Annotated in this window: 18 protein-coding genes; 12 read left to right on the top strand and 6 right to left on the bottom strand. The window is 51.2% G+C overall.

The genetic code is table 11. The annotated features are described in order from the left end of the window. Nucleotide 1 precedes the first annotated feature (1 nt). The gene (locus J2T14_RS03505) at nucleotides 2-1,126 is read left to right on the top strand and encodes an SGNH/GDSL hydrolase family protein (RefSeq protein ID WP_307467760.1); all 1,125 of its coding nucleotides are present in this window, start codon (nucleotides 2-4) and stop codon (nucleotides 1,124-1,126) included. 63 nt (nucleotides 1,127-1,189) lie between these two features. Here J2T14_RS03505 and fabV read toward each other — a convergent pair whose 3' ends face one another. Both fabV and J2T14_RS03495 read right to left on the bottom strand, forming a co-directional pair. Next, complete coding sequence (gene fabV / locus J2T14_RS03500; protein WP_307467757.1) at nucleotides 1,190-2,380, bottom strand: enoyl-ACP reductase FabV; 1,191 nt, start codon at nucleotides 2,378-2,380, stop codon at nucleotides 1,190-1,192. A gap of 150 nt (nucleotides 2,381-2,530) precedes the next feature. Continuing rightward, nucleotides 2,531-2,755 (bottom strand): alpha/beta-type small acid-soluble spore protein, encoded by a 225-nt coding sequence (locus J2T14_RS03495; protein ID WP_307202214.1) that lies wholly within the window; start codon nucleotides 2,753-2,755, stop codon nucleotides 2,531-2,533. 244 nt (nucleotides 2,756-2,999) lie between these two features. On the opposite strand from J2T14_RS03495, the gene J2T14_RS03490 reads away from it, so the two are divergent. Both J2T14_RS03490 and J2T14_RS03485 read left to right on the top strand, forming a co-directional pair. Beyond that, the gene (locus J2T14_RS03490) at nucleotides 3,000-3,692 is read left to right on the top strand and encodes an ATP-dependent DNA ligase (RefSeq protein ID WP_307202212.1); all 693 of its coding nucleotides are present in this window, start codon (nucleotides 3,000-3,002) and stop codon (nucleotides 3,690-3,692) included. Between the two features lie 210 nt (nucleotides 3,693-3,902). Next, complete coding sequence (locus tag J2T14_RS03485) at nucleotides 3,903-4,784, top strand: AraC family transcriptional regulator (protein WP_307467755.1); 882 nt, start codon at nucleotides 3,903-3,905, stop codon at nucleotides 4,782-4,784. Between the two features lie 99 nt (nucleotides 4,785-4,883). On the opposite strand, the gene J2T14_RS03480 is transcribed toward J2T14_RS03485, so the two are convergent. Next, nucleotides 4,884-5,366, bottom strand: a complete 483-nt coding sequence (locus tag J2T14_RS03480; RefSeq protein WP_307467753.1) for a C40 family peptidase — start codon at nucleotides 5,364-5,366, stop codon at nucleotides 4,884-4,886. Nucleotides 5,367-5,530: 164 nt separating this feature from the next. Then, on the bottom strand, nucleotides 5,531-6,508 hold the full coding sequence (locus J2T14_RS03475) for an aldo/keto reductase (protein ID WP_307467750.1): 978 nt from the start codon (nucleotides 6,506-6,508) through the stop codon (nucleotides 5,531-5,533). Between the two features lie 222 nt (nucleotides 6,509-6,730). Here J2T14_RS03475 and J2T14_RS03470 point away from each other — a divergent pair, with 222 nt between their 5' ends. The 3 genes from J2T14_RS03470 (at nucleotide 6,731) to J2T14_RS03460 (ending at nucleotide 9,517) form a co-directional block, all read left to right on the top strand. Beyond that, a complete protein-coding gene (locus tag J2T14_RS03470; protein ID WP_307467747.1) occupies nucleotides 6,731-7,537 on the top strand; it encodes an alpha/beta hydrolase in 807 nt (268 codons plus the stop codon). Nucleotides 7,538-7,739: 202 nt separating this feature from the next. After that, on the top strand, nucleotides 7,740-9,230 hold the full coding sequence (locus J2T14_RS03465) for an alpha-N-arabinofuranosidase (protein ID WP_307467745.1): 1,491 nt from the start codon (nucleotides 7,740-7,742) through the stop codon (nucleotides 9,228-9,230). Between the two features lie 8 nt (nucleotides 9,231-9,238). Next, nucleotides 9,239-9,517: a DUF6171 family protein gene (locus J2T14_RS03460; protein ID WP_307467743.1), complete on the top strand. Its 279-nt coding sequence runs from the start codon at nucleotides 9,239-9,241 to the stop codon at nucleotides 9,515-9,517. Between the two features lie 387 nt (nucleotides 9,518-9,904). Here J2T14_RS03460 and J2T14_RS03455 read toward each other — a convergent pair whose 3' ends face one another. After that, entirely contained in the window at nucleotides 9,905-11,203 is a 1,299-nt protein-coding gene (locus J2T14_RS03455) for an alpha-glucosidase/alpha-galactosidase (protein WP_307467741.1), read from the bottom strand. A gap of 193 nt (nucleotides 11,204-11,396) precedes the next feature. Between J2T14_RS03455 and J2T14_RS03450 the strand changes: the two genes are divergently transcribed. The 4 genes from J2T14_RS03450 to J2T14_RS03435 all read left to right on the top strand — a co-directional run bounded on the left by J2T14_RS03450 (nucleotide 11,397) and on the right by J2T14_RS03435 (nucleotide 16,481). Continuing rightward, the gene (locus tag J2T14_RS03450) at nucleotides 11,397-12,263 is read left to right on the top strand and encodes an AraC family transcriptional regulator (RefSeq protein WP_307467738.1); all 867 of its coding nucleotides are present in this window, start codon (nucleotides 11,397-11,399) and stop codon (nucleotides 12,261-12,263) included. 88 nt (nucleotides 12,264-12,351) lie between these two features. Beyond that, nucleotides 12,352-13,920 (top strand): spore germination protein, encoded by a 1,569-nt coding sequence (locus J2T14_RS03445; RefSeq protein WP_307467734.1) that lies wholly within the window; start codon nucleotides 12,352-12,354, stop codon nucleotides 13,918-13,920. Further along, nucleotides 13,877-15,142 carry a Ger(x)C family spore germination protein gene (locus tag J2T14_RS03440; RefSeq protein WP_307468583.1) on the top strand — a complete coding sequence of 422 codons (1,266 nt, stop codon included), beginning with the start codon at nucleotides 13,877-13,879 and terminating at the stop codon, nucleotides 15,140-15,142. Before J2T14_RS03445 ends, J2T14_RS03440 begins: the two co-directional genes overlap by 44 nt. A gap of 250 nt (nucleotides 15,143-15,392) precedes the next feature. Next, complete coding sequence (locus tag J2T14_RS03435; RefSeq protein WP_307467732.1) at nucleotides 15,393-16,481, top strand: GerAB/ArcD/ProY family transporter; 1,089 nt, start codon at nucleotides 15,393-15,395, stop codon at nucleotides 16,479-16,481. A gap of 13 nt (nucleotides 16,482-16,494) precedes the next feature. Here J2T14_RS03435 and J2T14_RS03430 read toward each other — a convergent pair whose 3' ends face one another. Then, nucleotides 16,495-17,514 (bottom strand): LacI family DNA-binding transcriptional regulator, encoded by a 1,020-nt coding sequence (locus J2T14_RS03430; protein WP_307467729.1) that lies wholly within the window; start codon nucleotides 17,512-17,514, stop codon nucleotides 16,495-16,497. A 150-nt stretch (nucleotides 17,515-17,664) separates the two neighbouring features. On the opposite strand from J2T14_RS03430, the gene J2T14_RS03425 reads away from it, so the two are divergent. Next, nucleotides 17,665-19,455, top strand: coding sequence for an L-fucose isomerase (locus J2T14_RS03425; RefSeq protein WP_307467725.1), 1,791 nt, complete (start codon nucleotides 17,665-17,667; stop codon nucleotides 19,453-19,455). A gap of 13 nt (nucleotides 19,456-19,468) precedes the next feature. Next, nucleotides 19,469-20,146, top strand: coding sequence for a class II aldolase/adducin family protein (locus tag J2T14_RS03420; RefSeq protein ID WP_307467720.1), 678 nt, complete (start codon nucleotides 19,469-19,471; stop codon nucleotides 20,144-20,146). Nucleotides 20,147-20,164 lie beyond the last annotated feature (18 nt).

Here is a 20,164-nt window from a genome sequence, read left to right as displayed (position 1 = left end):
CATGACGTTACGGGTATGGAAGCATAGGGGCAGCTTGAATCATACGAGAGCCAAAATACGCGAGGGCAGGTTGACGGTCGGGTTCATCGGCGGTTCGATCACCGATGCAAGGCCGAGGCATAACTGGCCGGAGCCGGTGATCGGATGGCTGGCGGAGCAATTCCCGGACACCCGCATCTCGGTCGAGAATGCGGCAATCGGTGCGACGGGCAGCGACCTGGCGGCATTTCGCGCGAAGCGGGACTTGATCGATCGGGGCTGCGATCTCGTATTCGTCGAATATGCCGTTAACGATGAGGGCACGCCGTCCGAGCAACGCGGACGGTCGCGCGAAGGGCTTATACGCCAGCTGCTTGCAAGCGGGAGGCGAGATGTCGTCCTTGTGTATACGTATTCCTCCGGCATGTATGAAGCGATGGCAAGCGGCTCAGTACCGGAGACGGTTGCCGAGTTCGAACGGCTTGCCGACCATTACGGCATCGGCTCCGTTTGGATGGGCTTGCATGCGTTCGAGGAAGTGAAGCGGGGACTGATGCGCTACGAGGAATGGCTGCCCGATGGCTTGCATCCAACGAGCAGAGGAAGTCTTAGCTACGGAACAAGCGTCATCCATTATTTGCGGCAGGAGCTTGAGGGAGCTTTAATGGAGGCGTCGGATGGCTATGCGCATGAAGCCTCGAACCTTGCGCCAAGCAGCGAACTTCCGCCGCCTCTAGATCCGAAATGCTGGGATGATGTATTCGAGCTTCCGCTGGAGAGCATTCGTACGAGTGGAGCTTGGACGATTCGCAGATGGCCGTATTACGAATGGATTGATCGCGTATTGGAAACGGCAGCTATCGGCGCCCGTCTTTCCTTCGAATTCGATGGGAGAGGGCTGGCGCTCGGGTTCGACTTCGGCAAGGCGTCCGCGGAATTCCGTTACCGGATCGACGGCGGAGAATGGCAGACGGAGAAGCGGGAGCGGCCTGACTGGGTGAGCGCCGACGGTTGGTATCGGCTTAGCTATTACGGCGACGATTGGAAGCCGGGCATACACCGGTTCGAGGCGGAGATTATCCATGGCAACCGGCCGGACTGCTCGGGAACGAACTTCCGTCTTGCCAAGGTAGGCATTATTCGATAAACCTGGTCATACAAGAAGCGCTGGAACTCTAGGAGCTCCAGCGCTTCTTTATTAGATCGAACCTTAACGAAGGTTCGGTATATCCACTTCCGGATTCGTATCCGCTTCGTAATCGATGCCGTCCGTTTCGAAGCCGAACAGCTGGAAGAACTCGCGGCGGTAGCCGGCCAGATCCGATAGATCGTACACGTTCTCCGTCGTCAGTTGCTCCCATACCGTTGCAACGGCTGCTTGAATCTCAGGCGTCATCTCGAGATCGTCGATTCGGATAAGCCCTTTCCCATCAACGGCCGTCTCCCCCGGTCCGTAGAGACGCTCGGAGAATAGACGGTACATTTGCTCGATGCAGCCTTCATGCGTGCCGTTTTCCTTCATGATCTTGTACAGCGCAGAGATGTACAGAGGCACGACAGGGATCGCGGAGCTCGATTGCGTAACCAGCGCTTTGTTGACCGAAACGTATGCGCGGCCGCCGCTCGTACGAAGCTGCTCATGAAGACGTTTCGCTGTCGCTTCAAGATCGTTCTTCGCTGCGCCGATCGTTCCGTCGCGATATACGGCATGCGTAATGGCTGGGCCGATATAAGAGTAAGCGACGGTTGTCGCGCCTTCGGCAAGGACGCCCGCAGCTTGAAGCTGATCGATCCACATTTGCCAATCTTCGCCGCCCATAACAGCAATCGTCTGACGAAGCTCGTCCGCGGTAGCGGGCTCAATCGTTGCTTGCGTCACTTCGCCGTTGTGGAAGTTAACGGTCTTGTTCGTGTACGTGCCGCCCAGCGGCTTGATAACGGAGGAGAACGTCTCGCCCGTTACCGGATGCGTGCGGCGCGGCGATGCTACGCTGTACACAACAAGATCAATTTGGCCAAGCTCCGCGCGGATCAGATCGATGGCTTTCGCTTTAATCTCGTCGGAGAAAGCGTCGCCAACGATGCTGTACGACTTCACGCCGGCATCGGAAGCGGCTTGCTCGAATGCGGCGGAATTATACCAGCCGGCGGAAGCGGTTCGAGCGCCTTCTGCGGCTTTGTCGAAATAAATGCCGATCGTGTTCGCGCCTGCTCCGAAGGAGGACACGATGCGCGAGGCTAAGCCGTAGCCTGTGGAAGCGCCTACGACAAGGACGTTGCGAGGTCCTTCGATTGCTGGTTTCGACTTTACGTATTCGACTTGACGCTGCACTTGACGGGCGCAGCCTTCCGGATGTGCAGTGGTGCAAATAAAGCCGCGGGATTTAGGCTGAATAATCATAGTAGGGTATTCCTTTCTCCAAATGAATGGCATAACGTATGTAACAGGACAACTCTATTCTATTTTACCGATAATTATGGATAAAGGGAAGTTCGGCTTTTGTACGCAAAAAGAGAGCGCAATGGCGCTCTCGGCATTGCGCGGGTCGCACTAGAAGCGACCGGCGAGCTGCTGCTCAGCGATTTGAATTAGACGGCGCGTTATGTTTCCGCCGATCGTGCCCATATCGCGCGTGGTCATGTTGCCGTAGTAACCGTCGGCTGGAAGTTGAATGCCCAGCTCTTGCGCGATCTCGTACTTCATTTGCTCAAGCGCTGCGCGAGCTCCGGGTACGACAAGCCTTTGGTTGCTGCTGTTGTTATTGTTGTTTGCCATTTTTTATCAGCCTCCTTCTAGTCAGTATTATGCGAAGGCTTTCAAAGGATTATTCGCTATTTTTACCATTAATTGCGGATAGCGTAGGCCATGGGAAAAAAGATCAAGGAGAATGGTTGATTCATACGATCGATTGAGATTGATTACTTCATTTAGCCATCAAAATTTACGGTCCGGCACCTTTATTTACCGACTTAATTTGGAGCGCTCCCATGCTAAAATAAGTATACGGGAGGGGACGGCTATGTTTTTGAAACCGATGCAGATGACGGAGAGCAAGCTGCCGTTTGACGAAAAACGTTACTTGTTCGAGCCGTTGATCGACGGACACCGCCTGCAGCTTTCTTTTATCGGAAATAAAGCAACGCTTTACACGAAACATCATAACGACGTGTCGCGGCAATATCCCGAGCTGCTTAATGTACCGGCTGTCCAGCCGGCTGATTTTGTGTTGGACGGAGAGGTCGCTTGCATTAACCCAACAACCGGGGAAACCGAATTCGATATGCTGATCGAACGTTTTAAGCTGAGAAAAGAGCCGGCAATCCGAGATGCGAAGCGTTTAATGCCCGTTCATTTCTATGTGTTCGATGTGCTCTATTATAATGGAATCGATATGCGGGACAAGCCGCTATCGGAACGAAAACAGCTTCTACAACAAATTGTTGAGAATAACGCTTATTACGAACAGCTGCCTTATGTCGATGGCGCAGGCAAAGCGCTGTTCGATTTCGTGAAGCAATCGGGTTTGGAAGGGATCGCATGCAAGCGGAAGGATAGCTTATACGTGGCCGGAGACAGCGGAAGCTGGCTTAAAGTGAAAAATCCGTACTACAACGATTTACATATGTCAGAAGCGTCAGGAGACCGAAACGGCAAAACGTTCGCGGAAGGCAAAATCGGTCAAATAAGACCGGGCATATCCGTTTACGCTTAGCCGCCTTAGTCTTCTCCATGCTGCTTGGCATTATTCGAATCTTCTTCATTGCACTCTCTGCAACAGCCTTTTTGTTTCAACTTCGGCAATGGGAGCTCCAATGTGGAATAATCAGTTATGCGTTCATTTTGATGTCTTTTCAAAACCAATATATATCGCCATACTAGACATTGAGGATAAGGAAGCATTTATGCATTAGCAGGAGGCGTCATGAATTTTTTATTCGAACCTGTTCGATTCGAGGACAAGCATCTGAGCTGGAGTGGGCGAACCCGTTCAGAAAAGGACTATCCGGGTTATTATCATTGGCATCAATGTACGGAAATCTTATTTGTCCATCAAGGAGTAGGCAGTATTATCGTCGATCAGCGCACTTATGAGCTGCGGCGGGGGATGCTGTTCGTGTTCCAGCCTTTTCAGTTGCATAAAATATACGCCGACGTAGCGCCGGATGAGCCGTTCGAGCGAACGATTCTATATGTCGATCCTTCGCAGGCGGAGGAGGCGCTGCGGCCGTTTCCGAAGCGTCATGCGCTCTTTCATAAGCTGTGGCAAGGTCAAGATATCCGCACAGTATTCGATATGCAGGAGGAGACGGGACTGCTTGAAGCGATTTTCGGGAGCTATGGCAGCCTTGATGCCCGAAGAAGAGAATATGACACGGAAGAGATTACGATGCTGCTGCTGCAGTTGATGGGTTGCATAGCGGCCGTGCGAGACGGAGAAGAGGCGAAAGCAACTGCAACTGATCGGGGCATAGAGAGGAAGTCTCGTTACTCGGAGCAAATTATGCAGTGGATTGAAGCGCATTACGCGGAAGAAGTGACGCTGGAGCAATTGGCCGAGCTGCTTCATCTGTCCAAATATTATGTGTCGCGCGTTTTTCGCGAGGAGACGGGAAGCCACATTACCGATTATTTGACCGTCAGGCGCATTAAGCAGGCATGCCGTCTGCTGCAGACGACGGTTTATTCGGTTGAGCGGATCGGGATGGATGTCGGATATCCGAATGCTTCTTATTTCATCAATACGTTCAAAAGGGTCGTCGGAACGACGCCGCTTAAGTATCGTCAGCGCCATATGGGGTTATAGCGACTGCCGGCTCGGGCTATGCGTAATGAATCAGGGCTATCTCGCGTCACTCTAAGGTGATTGCGGGATAGCCCTGTGTGCGTTGCTGCATTGGTATGTTTATAGGACGCGCCGTGCAGTAACATAGTACTTCGACCAGTAGCCGCTGTTCAGACTGGAGAGCGTAACGCCCTTGCTGCTGGAGCTATGAACGATCTTATTGTTGCCGGCATAGATCGCAACATGGCTAATACTCTTGCCGTTCGTTTTGAAGAAGACGAGATCGCCCATGCTAAGAGAACCCTTTGCCACTTTCTCGCCTTCGGTTGCTTGCGCCGTTGAAGTGCGCGGCAAGCTGACGTCGAATCCTTTGAAGATGAACTGCGTGAATGACGAGCAATCGAATGCGTATGTAACGCCAGCCGGTGCGCCGTACTTATAAGGCGTGCCGATGAAATTTTTACTTTCGGAAATGAGCTTGATCGATTCGGTTGTTGCTGCGTGAGCGTGTTGCGAGTTCGAACCAAAAGTAAATGCCGACAGGACGATGGCGGCGCAAATGCCCGCTTTTGCAACCGTTTTGAATACGTTTGTTTTTCTCATGATGTCAGGATATCCCCTCGCGTTTCGTTTTATGAGTTTACTATAACACACTCAAAAAACGGCTTTTTGCCCGTATGAGAGCGAGAAAGCGGTTAATTCGGGGATTATGAGCAATTATGAGAAAAAGATGAAAAATAATTAATGTTTGCGGCGTGTAATGTCCGTTAAGGCATTACAGCTCCGCGGGCCGTGACATAAAGCTCGTTCCATTGTTCCCGCGTTATGAGCTCGGCTTGTTCTATAGCGTCCTTGCAAGCGATGATACGTTCCGGATTCGCGCTTCCAATAACGGGCTGTATGCGCGATGGATGGCGCATAAGCCAGCCCAGCGAGATCGCTTCCGGCGTCGTCTCATTCTGCTTCGCCAGCTTGGCGACAAGCTCGGTAGTCGCAAGCTCCGCAGCGGACGGATTGTCCGATGGTTTGCCTGTAAATCTGCCGCGCGCGAGCGGACCCCAAGCTTGAATTTGCATGTTCTCGGTTTGCATATATTCCATTAATCCTTCGGCGAAGTTTGATGCGAGTCCAGCCTGCTGGTTGACGTGGATGCCTTGGTTGAGCCAATCGAGACGAGCGAGGTTCATCTCCAGTTGGTTGACGACCAGCTCGTCAGGCAGCTCGCGTTGAATGAACCGAATTTGTCCAGGGCTCATATTGGAGACGCCGAAATGACGAACCTTGCCTGCTTGCTTCAGAATGCCGAATGCCTCGGCGATTTCCTCCGGCTCCATCAACGGATCGGGGCGATGCAAGAGGAGCACGTCCAAATATTCGATGCCGAGGCGATCAAGCGTACCGTCGACCGACTCTAGGATATGCGATTTCGAGAAATCGAAGCGGGTCAGTTTGCCGTCTTCGGCCAATACAATGCCGCATTTGGACTGAATGACGATCTTGTCGCGAAGGTCCGGCTGCTGCTTCAGTACTTGTCCGAAGACAGCCTCCGCCTTGCCCATCGTATAGATGTCTGCGTGGTCGTACATCGTTATGCCAATTGACAGCGCCGCCTCTACGGCTGCCTGCGCTTGCTTAATATGTTCAGTTGTATACGGGTCGCGATTCCAGCCTCCTCCGAAGCCCATGCAGCCAAGCACAAGCCGGCTGTCCGATATTCCGCGTTTTTCAAGCGGCATTTTTCTCATTGCACGATACCTCCATATGGATCGAATGGTTGACGGATTCTATTATACCTCTCCTCTCTCAAGCGCATAAGCACTGAAAAAAAGTTCACTAACTAAACTTCAATCGCAGCGGCGGGAGAGCAAGCGTGACATTGTCAGTTGCTAGCGGTTCGTTTTGCTGATACATTACTAGTGAACTTAGACTAGCATTGAAGCATGTTACCTATTTGGGAGGGATTGGCGTTGGCTTTGATTACTTGTCATTTTTTCTCCGAAACGCTCGGACTTAGCACATCGATGACCGTTATATTGCCCCAGGAAACGACCGGACAGATCGGGCTCCGGAATGTCGGTTCGAAGAAGAAACATCCAACGCTTTATTTGCTGCACGGCTTGTCGGACGACGATACGATTTGGCTGCGGAGAACGTCGATCGAACGTTATGTCGCGGAGCTTGGCCTTGCGGTCGTCATGCCTAATGTGCATCGAAGCTTCTATACGGATATGAAGCACGGCAATCAATATTGGACCTTCTTGACGGAGGAGCTGCCGGCCGTCGCGCGCTCGTTCTTCCCATTGTCGGAGGAGAGGGAGAACAACTTCGTAGCGGGCTTGTCCATGGGGGGATATGGCGCGTTCAAGTGGGCGCTTCGTCATCCGGACCGTTTCGCTGCCGCGGGCAGTCTCTCCGGAGCCGTCGACCTCGTGAATCATATCGAGAGCGACACCAGCCCAATCCATGGAATCAAGCAGCTATTCGAACAAATATTCGGCGAAAATTCGATTCGCGGCACGGATAACGATCTCATACATATTATGAAGCAGCAAACCGATTCATCCGCATCGAGGCCGCTTCTCTATCAATGCTGCGGGACGGAAGATTTCCTATATGAGGATAACTTATCGTTTCGCGATGCCTGCTTGGACGCCGGCTATGAGCTCGTATACGAGGAAGGTCCGGGCGGACATGATTGGAGCTACTGGGACGAGCACATTCAACGTTTTTTGAAGCTGCTGCCGATAAGGCGGGGGGAACGGAACGAAACGTAAACCGATAGAAATAAATTGAAAGCAGTGGACTTGAGAGTCCGCTGTTTTTTGTTGTTATTTTCAGACTGAAAAAAGGGTTGCAAAAAAGGAATAACCGCTATATCATTTGTTTTAGGATTAATAAATTAGTTAAAGAATTTATGCAAACATTAATCCAACTTAAGGAATAACCGACATCTACTACTAAAGCGAGGGATATTTGATGAGCAATCGCATCACAATCAATGCCGATGTGGCAGCAGGCACGATCAACCGCAATATTTACGGACATTTCTCCGAGCATCTTGGACGCTGTATTTACGAAGGGATCTGGGTTGGAGAAGATTCGCCGATTCCGAATACGAACGGCATTCGCAACGACGTCGTGGAAGCGCTTAAGAACATTAAAATTCCGGTGCTTCGTTGGCCGGGCGGCTGCTTTGCTGACGAGTACCACTGGAAGGATGGCATAGGTCCCCGCGAGGGCCGCAAACGGATGATCAACACGCATTGGGGCGGCGTATTGGAGAATAACCATTTCGGCACGCATGAGTTTCTGATGTTATGCGAAATGCTGGAGTGCGAGCCTTACATCTCGGGCAACGTAGGCAGCGGAACCGTTCAGGAAATGTCCGAATGGGTCGAGTATATGACGTTCGACGGCGTGTCCCCGATGGCCGACTGGCGCAAGGAGAACGGACGCGAGAAGCCTTGGAACGTGAAGTACTTCGGCGTAGGCAACGAGAACTGGGGCTGCGGCGGCAATATGCGCCCGGAATATTACGCCGATCTCTATCGAAGATACCAGACGTTCGTTCGTAATTACGGCGACAATAAAATCTATAAGATCGCTTGCGGACCGAACGTGGACGACTATCGCTGGATGGAAGTCGTCATGCGCGAGGCCCACAACCATATGGATGCGATTTCGCTTCACTATTACACGGTTCCTAACGAATGGTCTAACAAAGGTCCTGCAACGGGCTTCTCCGAAGACGAATGGTATGCGACGATGAAGAAAGCGCTTTGGATGGAAGAGCTCATTACTCGCCACTCGACGATTATGGATCGGTACGATCCGAACAAGCGCGTAGGCATGATCGTGGACGAGTGGGGAACATGGTTCGACGTTGAGCCGGGCACGAATCCGGGCTTCCTCTACCAGCAGAACACGATTCGCGATGCGCTCGTTGCTGGACTTACGCTTAACATTTTCCACGATCATTGCGACCGCGTCGTAATGGCGAATATCGCTCAAGTGATCAACGTGCTTCAATCCGTCATTCTCACGGAAGGCGAGAAGATGGTTCTAACGCCTACGTACCACGTATTCGATATGTACAAGGTCCATCAAGATGCGACAGCACTGACGACTTCGATTGACGGAAATGAGTACAAGCGCGGCGGTCAAGCGATTCCGCAAGTATCCGTGTCCGCTTCCAAGGACGCTGAGGGGCGCATTCACGTCAGCCTCTGCAACCTGGACAACGAGAACGCGGCAGACGTGGACATCGATCTGCGCGGTCTTGCAGCTGCTGCTTTGAAGGTAACAGGTTCAGAGCTCACAGCTTCCGTGAAAGATGCGCACAATACGTTCGAACAGCCTGAAGCGGTTGCTCCGGCAGCTTACAAAGCGTTCACTGTAGAAGGTTCGGCTATTCGCGCGAAGCTGTCCCCGATGTCGGTTACGGTACTTGAAGTCATCTCCGAGTAGGAACGGCGATGAACAGCAGAGGCGGGGAATGCAAAGGCTGCCGCGACGATTATCGCGTAACGGACGAGCAGATCGACCGCATATTGTCCGCCCCGATGTTCCAATCCGACATCTGCGTCCCTGACGAGGTGTATGAACGGCGGCTTGCGGAATGCGGCAATTGTCCTAAGTTTCAATACGGCACGACCTGTGCGGTATGCGGCTGCTTCGTGCGCATAGCGGCTAAGTACAAAGACCGCGCCTGCCCGAAAGCCGGCGACAGCCGCTGGGCGAAGCATGTTTCTTAATGATCTGAGGTATTAGGCTTCCCACGCAAGTTGTGGGAGGCCTTTTATTACGTATAGCAGTAAAACGTGACAGGTTGCATTTTCCATCTAAAATCTCCTGATTAGCCCAAATTGCTTTTGTTAAGTTGTATTATTCATCCTCTTATTCAGCAGTAACGACTGCCGAAAGTCTTTCAAGGTTCACTAGCCGAAATAGGTCGGATTTTTCAACCTAATCGTGCCGCATAAGCCAAGGTTACTTACCTTAAGTGGGGGTTTCCATCCAATCCCTTCGACTGCAATCAATTCGTTAATGAAGCAGCCTGTGAAAAAATAAAACTAGAAAAAACGTGTATTCCACTGTGAAGAAAAGGCTGTGCCGCGGAATACGGCACAGCCTCGAAATGTTTATTTGTAACTAGGCAGCCATGTGCCGTGCGCTTCAATGAGATCGTCGCATAGCGAGACGATGTCGTCCATCGACAGTTCGGCGGAAGTATGCGGGTCGAGCAGAGCCGCATGGTAGATATGCTCGCGCTTGCCGGTGATGGCAGCCTCGATCGTCAGTAATTGCGTGTTGATGTTGGTCCGGTTGAGCGCCGCGAGCTGCGGCGGCAAGTCTCCGACGTACGTCGGCGTTACGCCATTCGCATCGACAAGGCAAGGCACTTCCACGCAAGCTTCCTTCGGCAAGTTCGTAATAAGACCGGTATTCATGACGTTTGCGCCGATCTTGAACGGCTTATCGGTCTCAATGGCTTCGAAAATATACGAAGCATATTCATGGCTGCGGCAGTGCTCCAGCTTGCTGTCATTGACAAGCGACTCGCGCATCGTCTTCCAGCCTTCGATCTGATTGACGCAGCGGCGCGGATATTCGTCAAGCGGAATGTTGAACCGCTCCACGAGCTCGGGATAGCTTTTCTTAATGAAATATGGATGGTATTCGGCATTATGCTCGGACGATTCGGTAATATAGTAGCCGAACTTGAGCATCAGCTCGAAGCGAACCATATCATGATGCTTCTCCTTCTGCTTCTCTGCGGCGCGTCGCTTGATCTCCGGATACAAATCGACGCCGTCCTTGCTCGCTTCGAGCAGCCAAGCCATATGATTGATACCGGCAATATTCCATTTGACGCCGGTCGGGTCCATATCAAGATGTTTGAACAGATCAGGTACGCATACTTGCACGCTGTGGCAGAGGCCGACTGTACGCACGTCGCCGTACGTATTCATGACATTTGTAAGAACGGCCATCGGATTCGTATAGTTGAGGAACAGCGCGTCAGGACATACTTCATTGATGTCGCGGGCGAAGTCGAGCATGACCGGAATCGTGCGCAAATTGCGGAAAATGCCGCCAATGCCGACCGTATCGGCAATCGTCTGGCGCAAGCCGTATTTCTTCGGAATTTCGAAATCGGTAATCGTACATGGATCATAGCCGCCGACTTGAATCGCATTAACGATGTACTTCGCGCCTCGAAGCGCTTCCTTACGGTCCGTATACGCTTTCACGATGCAGCTGCTTCCGCTTGTTTGCTTAAGGTTAAGCAGCATTTTCTCGGAGTCGCCAAGACGGACGGCGTCGATATCGAATAACGCGATTTCAAAGCCCTGCAGCGCGGGGGTCTGCATAACGTCTCCAAGAATATTTTTGGCGAAAACAGTGCTGCCAGCCCCGATAAAAGTAATTTTCGGCATTGTAGATAAATACCTCCCGATTTTGGTGATAGTGGATGATGAACCTCTCGAAACAGCTGGTTTCATTGTGTTCCTGACAATTTCAGTATAACGAGCCGGCACTGAAATGAATATGGAAGGAACGATTGTATATATGGAGAAATGTTGCTTCATTTAGTATGATGACAGTAGACGATTAGCAGGGGGTCTACGGATGGAAACACATCATCAAATTACGGTATCAATCAATTCGGCTCCGATGAAAGGCGAGATGTCCGTATTGTTCAGCGGACGCGGCAAGCCCGTCGGAGGACATTACATTGGACCGGGCGTGCACGATTATTACTTAATCCATATTGTATTGGCCGGAGAGGGCATATATGAAACGCTCGGTGAATCTTATGCGTGCAAGGCGGGAGACGCATTCGTTATTTTTCCGGACATTTTGGTCAAGTACGAAGCGAATAAGTTGAACCCTTGGCAGTATATGTGGGTAGCTTTCTCAGGGGATATTGTGGATGCTTCTTTGTCGTCTATAGGGATCACGCCTGATCGCGCAGTCATTCGAGATTGCTCACTTCAAGCGCTGAAGAAGCTGTTTCGCAACGTTCGAGGCAGCTTGGAACGGGAAAGCCTCGCCGCTCTTGGCAATATGGAGGCGTCGGGCTGGCTTCGGCTTATTTTGCATGAATTGGCAAGCAAGGGCGAGGGAGGTGCGCGCACGGAGACGGCGACCGTGCAATCGCGGTCGTATCGTCAAGTCGATCAGGCGATTCGCCTGCTGACGCTTCAATACGGGCAGCCGTTGTCAATCGAGAGTCTTGCTCATCAATTAGGCTACCATCGGGCGCATCTGAACAAGTTGTTCAAGGAGGCGACAGGACTATCGCCGATGCAATATTTGTTCAAAGTACGGATGAAGAAGGCGGAGGAGCTGCTGGAAGGCGACTTAACGATCGCCCAGATTGCATCATCGGTAGGCTATAATGACCCTCTCTTCTTCACGAAGCAATTCCGCAAATGGAGCGGACGTACGCCAACCGATTACAGGAGAGGGCTGATGAGTCAATCGCAAGGTTGAACCTAATGGAGTTGTCGTCCTTTGAATGAAAAATTTGCATGGAGGGAATCTTGAATAAAAGGAATGAAGGGGAGGTGCAGGTTCAGGCATGCCATTTATGAAATCCAGTAATCAAACCGGTCAAAGTCAACCATCCAAGGTTAATGAACGGCATGCCTTGACAACCAATCTGCATGATAATATTCAACTGATTCAGACAATTCTCGGAAACAGCCCGGATATCGTAATAAGAGAATGCCGTTCCGATGGCGAAAACAAATTCGAGGCAGTCGTAATATACGCCACAGGCTTGTCGGACGCCGCAATCGTTAATCAGTTTATTATGGCCCCCCTTCTGTCTAATAATCAGGACGAGCATTCTATTTCGGAACTCCCGCCTCTTGCAGATCCTTTGGATTTTATCAAAAGAAAGCTGCTCCCTGTCGGTGAGATTATAGATAAAGCGAGCTTTGATACAATTCTGGCAGGCATTTTGTCCGGAGATACCGCTATCCTATGTCAGGGGAACGATTACGGCTTATTGGTTGCTTCGAAAGGCTGGGAGGAGCGCGGCGTGCAGGAGCCAACCTCCCAGACGGTAATACGAGGTCCGAAGGAAGGCTTCTCCGAAAATATTGTAACTAATATTGCATTGGTACGGCGTAAAATCAAGGATCCTAATCTGTGGCTCGAGCATTTCCACGTCGGTCTGGTAACGAAAACAAATGTCTCGATCATGTATATGAAAGGTATTGCCCTGGAAAAAGCGGTGAAAGAGGTTCGCGATAGAATCGAACGCATTCAAATAGACGGGATATTGGAAAGCGGGTACATCGAGGAGTTCATTCAGGATAAAGGGTTCACGATATTTCCTACGATTTATAATACCGAAAGACCCGACGTGATCGCTGCTGGACTATTGGAGGGACGAATTGCCATTCTCATCGACGGGACGCCGTTTACGCTTCTGGTGCCGGCGCTATTCACGCAGTTTTTCCAATCGGCCGAGGATTATTACCAGCGTTCGGACATATCAACCCTCACACGTTTGCTTCGGTATGCAGCGCTAATGGTGGCCTTATTGGCACCGCCTTTATACATTGCCATTACGACTTATCATCAGGACATGCTGCCTCCGGGAATATTGATCAGTTTAATCGCTCAGCGGGAAGGCATACCGTTTCCCGCTTTCATTGAAGCGTTCTTGATGGAGGTGACCTTCGAGCTTTTGCGCGAGGCGGGCATTCGCTTGCCGAGAGCGGTCGGACAGTCGATCTCGATCGTGGGAGCGCTCGTTATCGGTCAAGCGGCCGTACAAGCAGGAATCGTATCGGCAGTAATGGTTATCGTCGTTTCGATCACGGCGATCTCCAGTTTCGTCATACCCGCCTATAATATGGGCATTCCCATTCGAATATTAAGGTTTGGAATGATGGCGCTGGCAGCATCCTTTGGATTGTTCGGTATTGTCGCAGGGATCATTTTGATTGTCCAGCATCTTTGTCATTTGCGTTCTTTTGGCGTTTACTATATGTCCCCGTACGCTCCCGTTATCCCAGAAGATAAAAAAGATGCGGGAATACGCGTTTCATGGCGGGATATGCTATCACGTCCCCGAAGTGTAAGTAGGCAAAATCCGATTCGAGAGAACAGTCCGACTCAAGACCCAGAACCTTAGAGGGGGGATTAATACGAACAGGAAAGGATTAAGGATATTTGCTTTCTTCTTATGTATGGCTCTGGTCTCCGGCTGCTGGAATCGCCGTGAATTGAACGACCTGGCCGTTGCCGTGGCTCTTGGCGTGGATCAGAAAGGGAATAAACTATTGCTATCCAATCAGATGCTTAATCCAGGAGCAATAGCGGGCAAGGAAGGAGGCGCTTCTCCCCTTGCTCCAGTCACTTTGTTTCAGACGAGCGGAGGCGGGTTACAGGAGGCCTCAAGGAAAATGACGATAGTGAGCACAAGAAAAATATACGTCGGACAAGTACAGATGATTATTTTGGGAGAGGAATTCGCGAGAAAAGGTGTGGGCAAAGTACTGGATTACCTTTCAAGAGACCATGAATACCGCAAAGATTTTTATGTCGTAATCGCCCGGGGGTCCGAAGCGCAGGACGTTCTTAAAGTGTTTACGCCTCTGGAAAAAACGCCGGCTTCAAAAATGAGCACATCGCTCGAAACCTCATCAAAAGTATGGGGATCAACGGCAGCGATTAAAATTGACGAGTTGATTTCAGCCATCATCAGCAAAGGGAAAGAAGCGGTGTTGACGGGGATCGTAGTTGCCGGAGATACTGGGATCGGCAACGATAAAAAAAATGTAGAGAAAATTTTAGTGCCTTCCAGTTTGAAATATTCCGGTTTGGCTGTTTTCAAAAAAGATAAACTGGTGGGCTGGTTAAACGAGAAGGAGAGCAAAGGATACAACTATACGCAAGGAAAGATAAAGAGTACGACCATTCTCCTTGCTTGTCCTGAAGAAAAAAACAAAAAACTTGCGGTGGAGCTGCTTCGCACAAAGAGTGAAACGAAAGTAACGATGAAGGAAAACAAGCCGACCATCCTTATCAAGCTCAAAACAGAAGGTGTAGCCACTGATGCACAATGCGCGAGGGACTTTGCAAAACCGGCGACTATATCAGAATTGGAGCACCTAACTCAAAGCAATATCAAAGCTTCCATTATGTCCGCTGTCAAAAAAACGCAAAACGTATATAAATCGGATATATTCGGATTCGGCGAGGCAGTCGAAAGGAAGTACCCTCGGTACTGGGAGTCGGTAAAGAGCGATTGGGATCAGGTGTTTTCAAATATACAGGTCATCGTTCAAGTGGAATCCAAAATTAATACTATGTTTAAAACGACAAAGTCATTTTCCGAAAGAATGGGGAAATAGATCTTAATGTGGAGTGCTGCAGCCGTTTTGGCGGTCGGGATCCTGATAATCGTTGTCGAAGCTCCATCCTTAAAAAAAGAAAACAAGCGGAAGGAGCTTTGGGCATTTTCCGTCTTGCTATTTGCCGGGAGCGTACTTTGCATAGCGGTGAGTATGGGGGTTAGAGTACCAAGCCCGCTCGAAGGGATAAAACTCATTTATGAACCGATTAGTAAATCGTTATTAGGCAAGTGAAAGGAACGTGGCCCCGGTGGCGGAAAATGACCCTATTCAGGCGTATCAATTTAAAAAATTGGCAGCCCTTTTCATCATTGGCACCTCTATCATATTGGTTCCGGGATTACTTGCTGCAGAGGCCAAACAAGATGCTTGGATTTCTTCGCTTGTAGGGTTGCTTGCCGGTCTTTTGCTCGTAGGGCTATACGTCGCTTTAGGCAGCCGCTTCCCTGGCAGAACTTTAGTGGAATTTAGTAAAGAAATTTGCGGACGATGGCTGGGTACGTTCGTTTCTTTTCTATGGTTTACCTATGCCTTTATTCTGACGTCGCTTGTTTTGCGGAATCTCGGTGATTTTCTCACCTCCTCCATGTTAGTAGAAACGCCAATACAGGCGATACATCTCATATATTTGAGTATTGTGGTGATAGGGGTCTACTATGGCGTTTCCAATATAGCGCGTACCGCGGACATTTTTTTTCCGCTCGTTATTGCGTTGTTTGGCGTATTCATCCTTTTGCTTGTGCAGGATTTAGATTTCAAAAATGTTCAACCCGTGCTCGGGAAAGGAATAACTCCTGTACTGAGCGCATCGTTTCCCTTTATCGGCTTTCCTTTCTTGGAGCTTGTTTTGTTGCTTATGATTTTTCCGAAAGTAAAGCAGCCTAAACAAGCGGGAAAAGCATTTTTATCGGGAACGTTGATCGGAGGAACGGTCTTGTTCGTGATCACGCTGCTCTGCATTTTAGTGATGGGGGCGGAGAATACGGCCAGCGAAATTTATTCCAGCTTTGAATTGGCCAAAAAAATAGAAATAGGCGAATTTATTCAAAGGGTCGAGGCCATCTTAGCCGGGATCTGGTTTGTAACGATCTTTTTTAAGCTGATCCTTTGTTTCTACATAACGGTTTTAACCCTTTCGCAGACGTTAAACCTTTCGGATTATCGCCCCCTTACGCTGCCTATGGGAATGATTCTGTATGCAGTATCCATTATTATTGCTCCGAATCTAAGCTACCTTATATCGTTCGACACAAAGGTGTGGCCGTTTTATGCCCTGACATTCGGACTCCTCTTCCCATTAATGCTTCTTGGGGTTGCAGCAATTAGAAAAAAACGTTGAAAAAAGGTGACCCTTATTCGTTCAACTGCTGTACGGACCGCCGGATGATGAGTTCCGCAGGGAGAACGATTTTTTTCCATGGCAACCTCGCGGCTTCCTTCTCTTGGATGCGTTCAACGAGCATCTGCATGCCCATGTAGCCGAACTGATACGCTTGCTGGGCGGCGACGGTCAGGAACGGCTCCGCTTCGGAATACGGACCGAGATCGTCGAAGCATACGAGCGATAGATCGTCGGGAACGCGAATGCCGCGTCCGCGCAGCATTCTAAGCGTCTCGACGGCGAGAACGTTGTTGCCCGCAACGATGGCGGTCGGTCTCGGATTCAACTGCAGGAACCATTGCTCCATGTCGGTCAGGTCGTTTACGGGGCCGAAGCTCGTTTCGAACAGATAGTCCGCGCTATAATGAAGATCGCTAAGCTTAAGACCCTCCTGGTAGCCTTGCAGCCTCAGCCTTGCGCTGGATACGGAGGGAGAACCGTTCACCATCGCGATATGGCGGTGGCCGGCGGCGACAAGATGCGAGACGAGCTGCCTTGCGCCTTCCTTGCTGTCGCCAAGCACGATGTCGCATTCGATGCCGGGCACTTCGCGGTCGAGCAGCACGAATGGAACGTTGTGCTTGCGCAGCGTCTCGAGATGCGGCAGCGACGGATCCCCGGCGGGGGCGACGAGAACGCCGTCTACGCGGGCGGTCAAAATCGTCGTAATATAGTCCGCTTCCTTCTCGATGCTCTCGTCGCTGTTGCCGAACAGAAGCCGGTAGCCGTTCTTCTTGGCTGCATCCTCGGCACCGCGCGATAGCGTCGTATAGAACGGATTCATAATGTCCGTGATGAGCAAGAATAGCAATTTGGTCTGTTGAAGCACGAGGCTGCGTGCCGTCTGGTTCGGCACATAGTTCATTTCCTCCATGACGCGTTTCACCTTTACTCGCGTCTTCTCGCTTATTTTCCCCGTGTTATTGATAACTCTGGATACGGTCATTGCGGATACATTCGCTTTGGCCGCTATATCATATATCGTAACCATTCCATTAACCCCTTAACGTTAGCGTACGCATACTCTTTGATTATTCTCTATATCCATCATAACGAAAACTAGTCGTTGACAGCAACCGCTTTGCTTGTTATTTTAAGGTTATCGGTAACATTATTACGATCATATGGAGGTAGTTCTAACATGACGGAAGCAAATAATCGGTTTCAGAGCGGTTTTCCGAAGATTGGCATTCGCCCGACGATTGACGGCAGACGCAAAGGGGTAAGGGAGTCGCTGGAGCAGCAGACGATGAACATGGCGATCGCGACGGCCGAGCTTCTGTCGGCTAATCTGCGTTATCCGAACGGCGAGCCGGTGGAGTGCGTCATAGCGGATACGTGCATCGGCGGAGTCGCCGAGGCGGCTGCTTGCGCGGATAAATTCGCCAAAGCGGGAGTTGGGGTATCGATAACCGTAACGCCTTGCTGGTGCTACGGAACGGAAACGATGGATATGGATCCGTCCATACCGAAGGCGGTATGGGGCTTCAACGGAACGGAGCGTCCGGGCGCTGTTTACTTGGCCGCCGTATTATCCGGTTATGCGCAAAAAGGTCTCCCGGCGTTCGGCATCTACGGCGAGCATGTGCAGGACGCGGGCGATACGTCGATTCCTTACGACGTGAAGGATAAGCTGATCGGTTTCGCTAGAGCGGGTCTCGTCGTTGCTTACATGCGCGGCAAATCCTATTTGTCGATGGGCTCGGTATCGATGGGTATCGCGGGCTCGATCGTGAATGACGCTTTCTTCCAGGAATATCTCGGCATGCGCACGGAATACATCGACATGAGCGAGTTCGTAAGACGTATGGAAGAAAATATTTACGATGGCGCGGAATTCGAGAAAGCGCTTACGTGGGTGAAGGAAAATTGCATCGAAGGACCGGACAACAATCCGGACCGCTTGCAGACCTCCCGCGAGCGCAAAGATAGAGACTGGGAAACGGTCGTGAAAATGACGCAAATCGCGCGTGATCTCATGGTCGGCAATCCGCGTCTGGCAGAGCTCGGCTTCGGCGAAGAGGCGATGGGCCATAACGCGATCGTCTCCGGCTTCCAAGGGCAGCGGCAATGGACGGACCATTTTCCAAACGGCGATTTCATGGAGGCTATGCTGAACTCGTCGTTCGACTGGAACGGCATTCGTGCTCCTTACATCGTGGCGACGGAGAACGACAGCCTGAACGGGGTTGTCATGCTGTTCGGCTACTTGCTCACGAATACGGCTCAGATCTTCGCGGACGTTCGCACATACTGGAGTCCCGAGTCGGTCGAGCGCGTAACGGGCCACAAGCTGACCGGAGAAGCCGCAGGCGGGCTGCTTCATCTGATCAACTCCGGACCTGCGGCGCTTGACGGAACGGGCCAGCAGACGAAGGACGGGAAACCGGCGCTTAAACCGTTCTGGGAGATTAGCGACGAGGAAGCGCATCGTTGTCTGGATGCGACTTCATGGCGCCCTGCTTCGGTCGAATATTTCCGCGGCGGCGGCTATTCTTCCGACTTCCTGACAAAAGGCGGCATGCCGATGACGATGTCGCGCATCAACCTCGTGAAAGGAATCGGGCCGGTGCTTCAAATCGCCGAAGGCTATTCGGTTGAACTGCCGGATCAGGTCCACGATACGCTGGATAAACGTACGGATTCGACTTGGCCGACGACGTGGTTCGCGCCTATCGTGACGGGCGAAGGCGCATTCAAGTCGGTCTACGAGGTTATGAACAATTGGGGCGCCAACCACGGCTCGATCAGCTACGGCCATATCGGGGGAGACCTGATTACGCTGGCGTCGATGCTGCGTATCCCGGTCAATATGCACAATGTTCCGGAGGATCGTCAATTCCGTCCGCGTGCCTGGGGTCTGTTCGGCACGGCCGATCCGGAGGGCGCCGATTATCGCGCTTGCCACAACTTCGGACCGCTTTATAAATAAAACTTAACGATGTATGAACGGAGGGAATCACTTGAGCAGCACGGCCATTCGCGAGGAATTATGCAAGTATGCGCGCAAGACGGTTACGAATAAGCTCGTTGTCGGACCGGGAGGCAATATCAGCGCAAGGCATGAAGGTAAAATGTATTTGTCCCCAAGCGGCTTCGCGCTCGACGAGGTCGAGCCGGAGCAATGGGTTGAGGTCGATATCGAATCTGGCGAAATAACGGACATCGGCTTGCGTCCGTCATCCGAAGTCCTTATGCATCTGTACGCGTATCGGGTGAATCCGAACATCGGCGCGATCGTGCATACGCATCCGCCCTATTGCATCGCTTTCACGCTCGTCGAGCGGGAGCTGCCGATTATGTTCCCGGACCAAGCGGCGTTAGTCGGCAAAACCTTGTATGTCCCTTATGTGCTGCCGACGACCGACAAGCTGGCAGACGCCTACGTGGAAGTGGCCGGTCAGGCAAGCTCGGTATTGCTTGGCAATCATGGTCTCGTGACGTCCGGCCGCAATCTGCGCGAGGCTTATTATCGGACGGAGGTCGTAGAGGAAAGCGCAAAGATTTATTTGATCGCCAAGGCGATCCGCGAACCAAAGGCGCTGACGAAGGAAGAATTCGAAGAGATCGCTTCGCTGGAGAGCGAAGCGTACCGCATCCAATTGCTTCAAAAGATGAAATGACGGTCGGGAGGTCGAAAG

This window comes from Paenibacillus harenae (assembly GCF_030812415.1).
GTDB lineage: Bacteria > Bacillota > Bacilli > Paenibacillales > Paenibacillaceae > Pristimantibacillus > Pristimantibacillus harenae_A.
The sequence above is the reverse complement of the archived record's forward strand: the minus strand, read 5'-3'. Positions and strand labels throughout refer to the sequence as shown.

Excerpts from the sequence above, each read along its gene's own strand:
- J2T14_RS03505 (WP_307467760.1), top strand. The coding sequence starts at position 2 with ATGACGTTACGGGTATGGAAGCATAGGGGCAGCTTGAATCATACGAGA.
- fabV (WP_307467757.1), bottom strand. The coding sequence starts at position 2,380 with ATGATTATTCAGCCTAAATCCCGCGGCTTTATTTGCACCACTGCACAT.
- J2T14_RS03495 (WP_307202214.1), bottom strand. The coding sequence starts at position 2,755 with ATGGCAAACAACAATAACAACAGCAGCAACCAAAGGCTTGTCGTACCC.
- J2T14_RS03490 (WP_307202212.1), top strand. The coding sequence starts at position 3,000 with ATGTTTTTGAAACCGATGCAGATGACGGAGAGCAAGCTGCCGTTTGAC.
- J2T14_RS03485 (WP_307467755.1), top strand. The coding sequence starts at position 3,903 with ATGAATTTTTTATTCGAACCTGTTCGATTCGAGGACAAGCATCTGAGC.
- J2T14_RS03480 (WP_307467753.1), bottom strand. The coding sequence starts at position 5,366 with ATGAGAAAAACAAACGTATTCAAAACGGTTGCAAAAGCGGGCATTTGC.
- J2T14_RS03475 (WP_307467750.1), bottom strand. The coding sequence starts at position 6,508 with ATGAGAAAAATGCCGCTTGAAAAACGCGGAATATCGGACAGCCGGCTT.
- J2T14_RS03465 (WP_307467745.1), top strand. The coding sequence starts at position 7,740 with ATGAGCAATCGCATCACAATCAATGCCGATGTGGCAGCAGGCACGATC.
- J2T14_RS03460 (WP_307467743.1), top strand. The coding sequence starts at position 9,239 with ATGAACAGCAGAGGCGGGGAATGCAAAGGCTGCCGCGACGATTATCGC.
- J2T14_RS03455 (WP_307467741.1), bottom strand. The coding sequence starts at position 11,203 with ATGCCGAAAATTACTTTTATCGGGGCTGGCAGCACTGTTTTCGCCAAA.
- J2T14_RS03450 (WP_307467738.1), top strand. The coding sequence starts at position 11,397 with ATGGAAACACATCATCAAATTACGGTATCAATCAATTCGGCTCCGATG.
- J2T14_RS03445 (WP_307467734.1), top strand. The coding sequence starts at position 12,352 with ATGCCATTTATGAAATCCAGTAATCAAACCGGTCAAAGTCAACCATCC.
- J2T14_RS03430 (WP_307467729.1), bottom strand. The coding sequence starts at position 17,514 with ATGGTTACGATATATGATATAGCGGCCAAAGCGAATGTATCCGCAATG.
- J2T14_RS03425 (WP_307467725.1), top strand. The coding sequence starts at position 17,665 with ATGACGGAAGCAAATAATCGGTTTCAGAGCGGTTTTCCGAAGATTGGC.
- J2T14_RS03420 (WP_307467720.1), top strand. The coding sequence starts at position 19,469 with ATGAACGGAGGGAATCACTTGAGCAGCACGGCCATTCGCGAGGAATTA.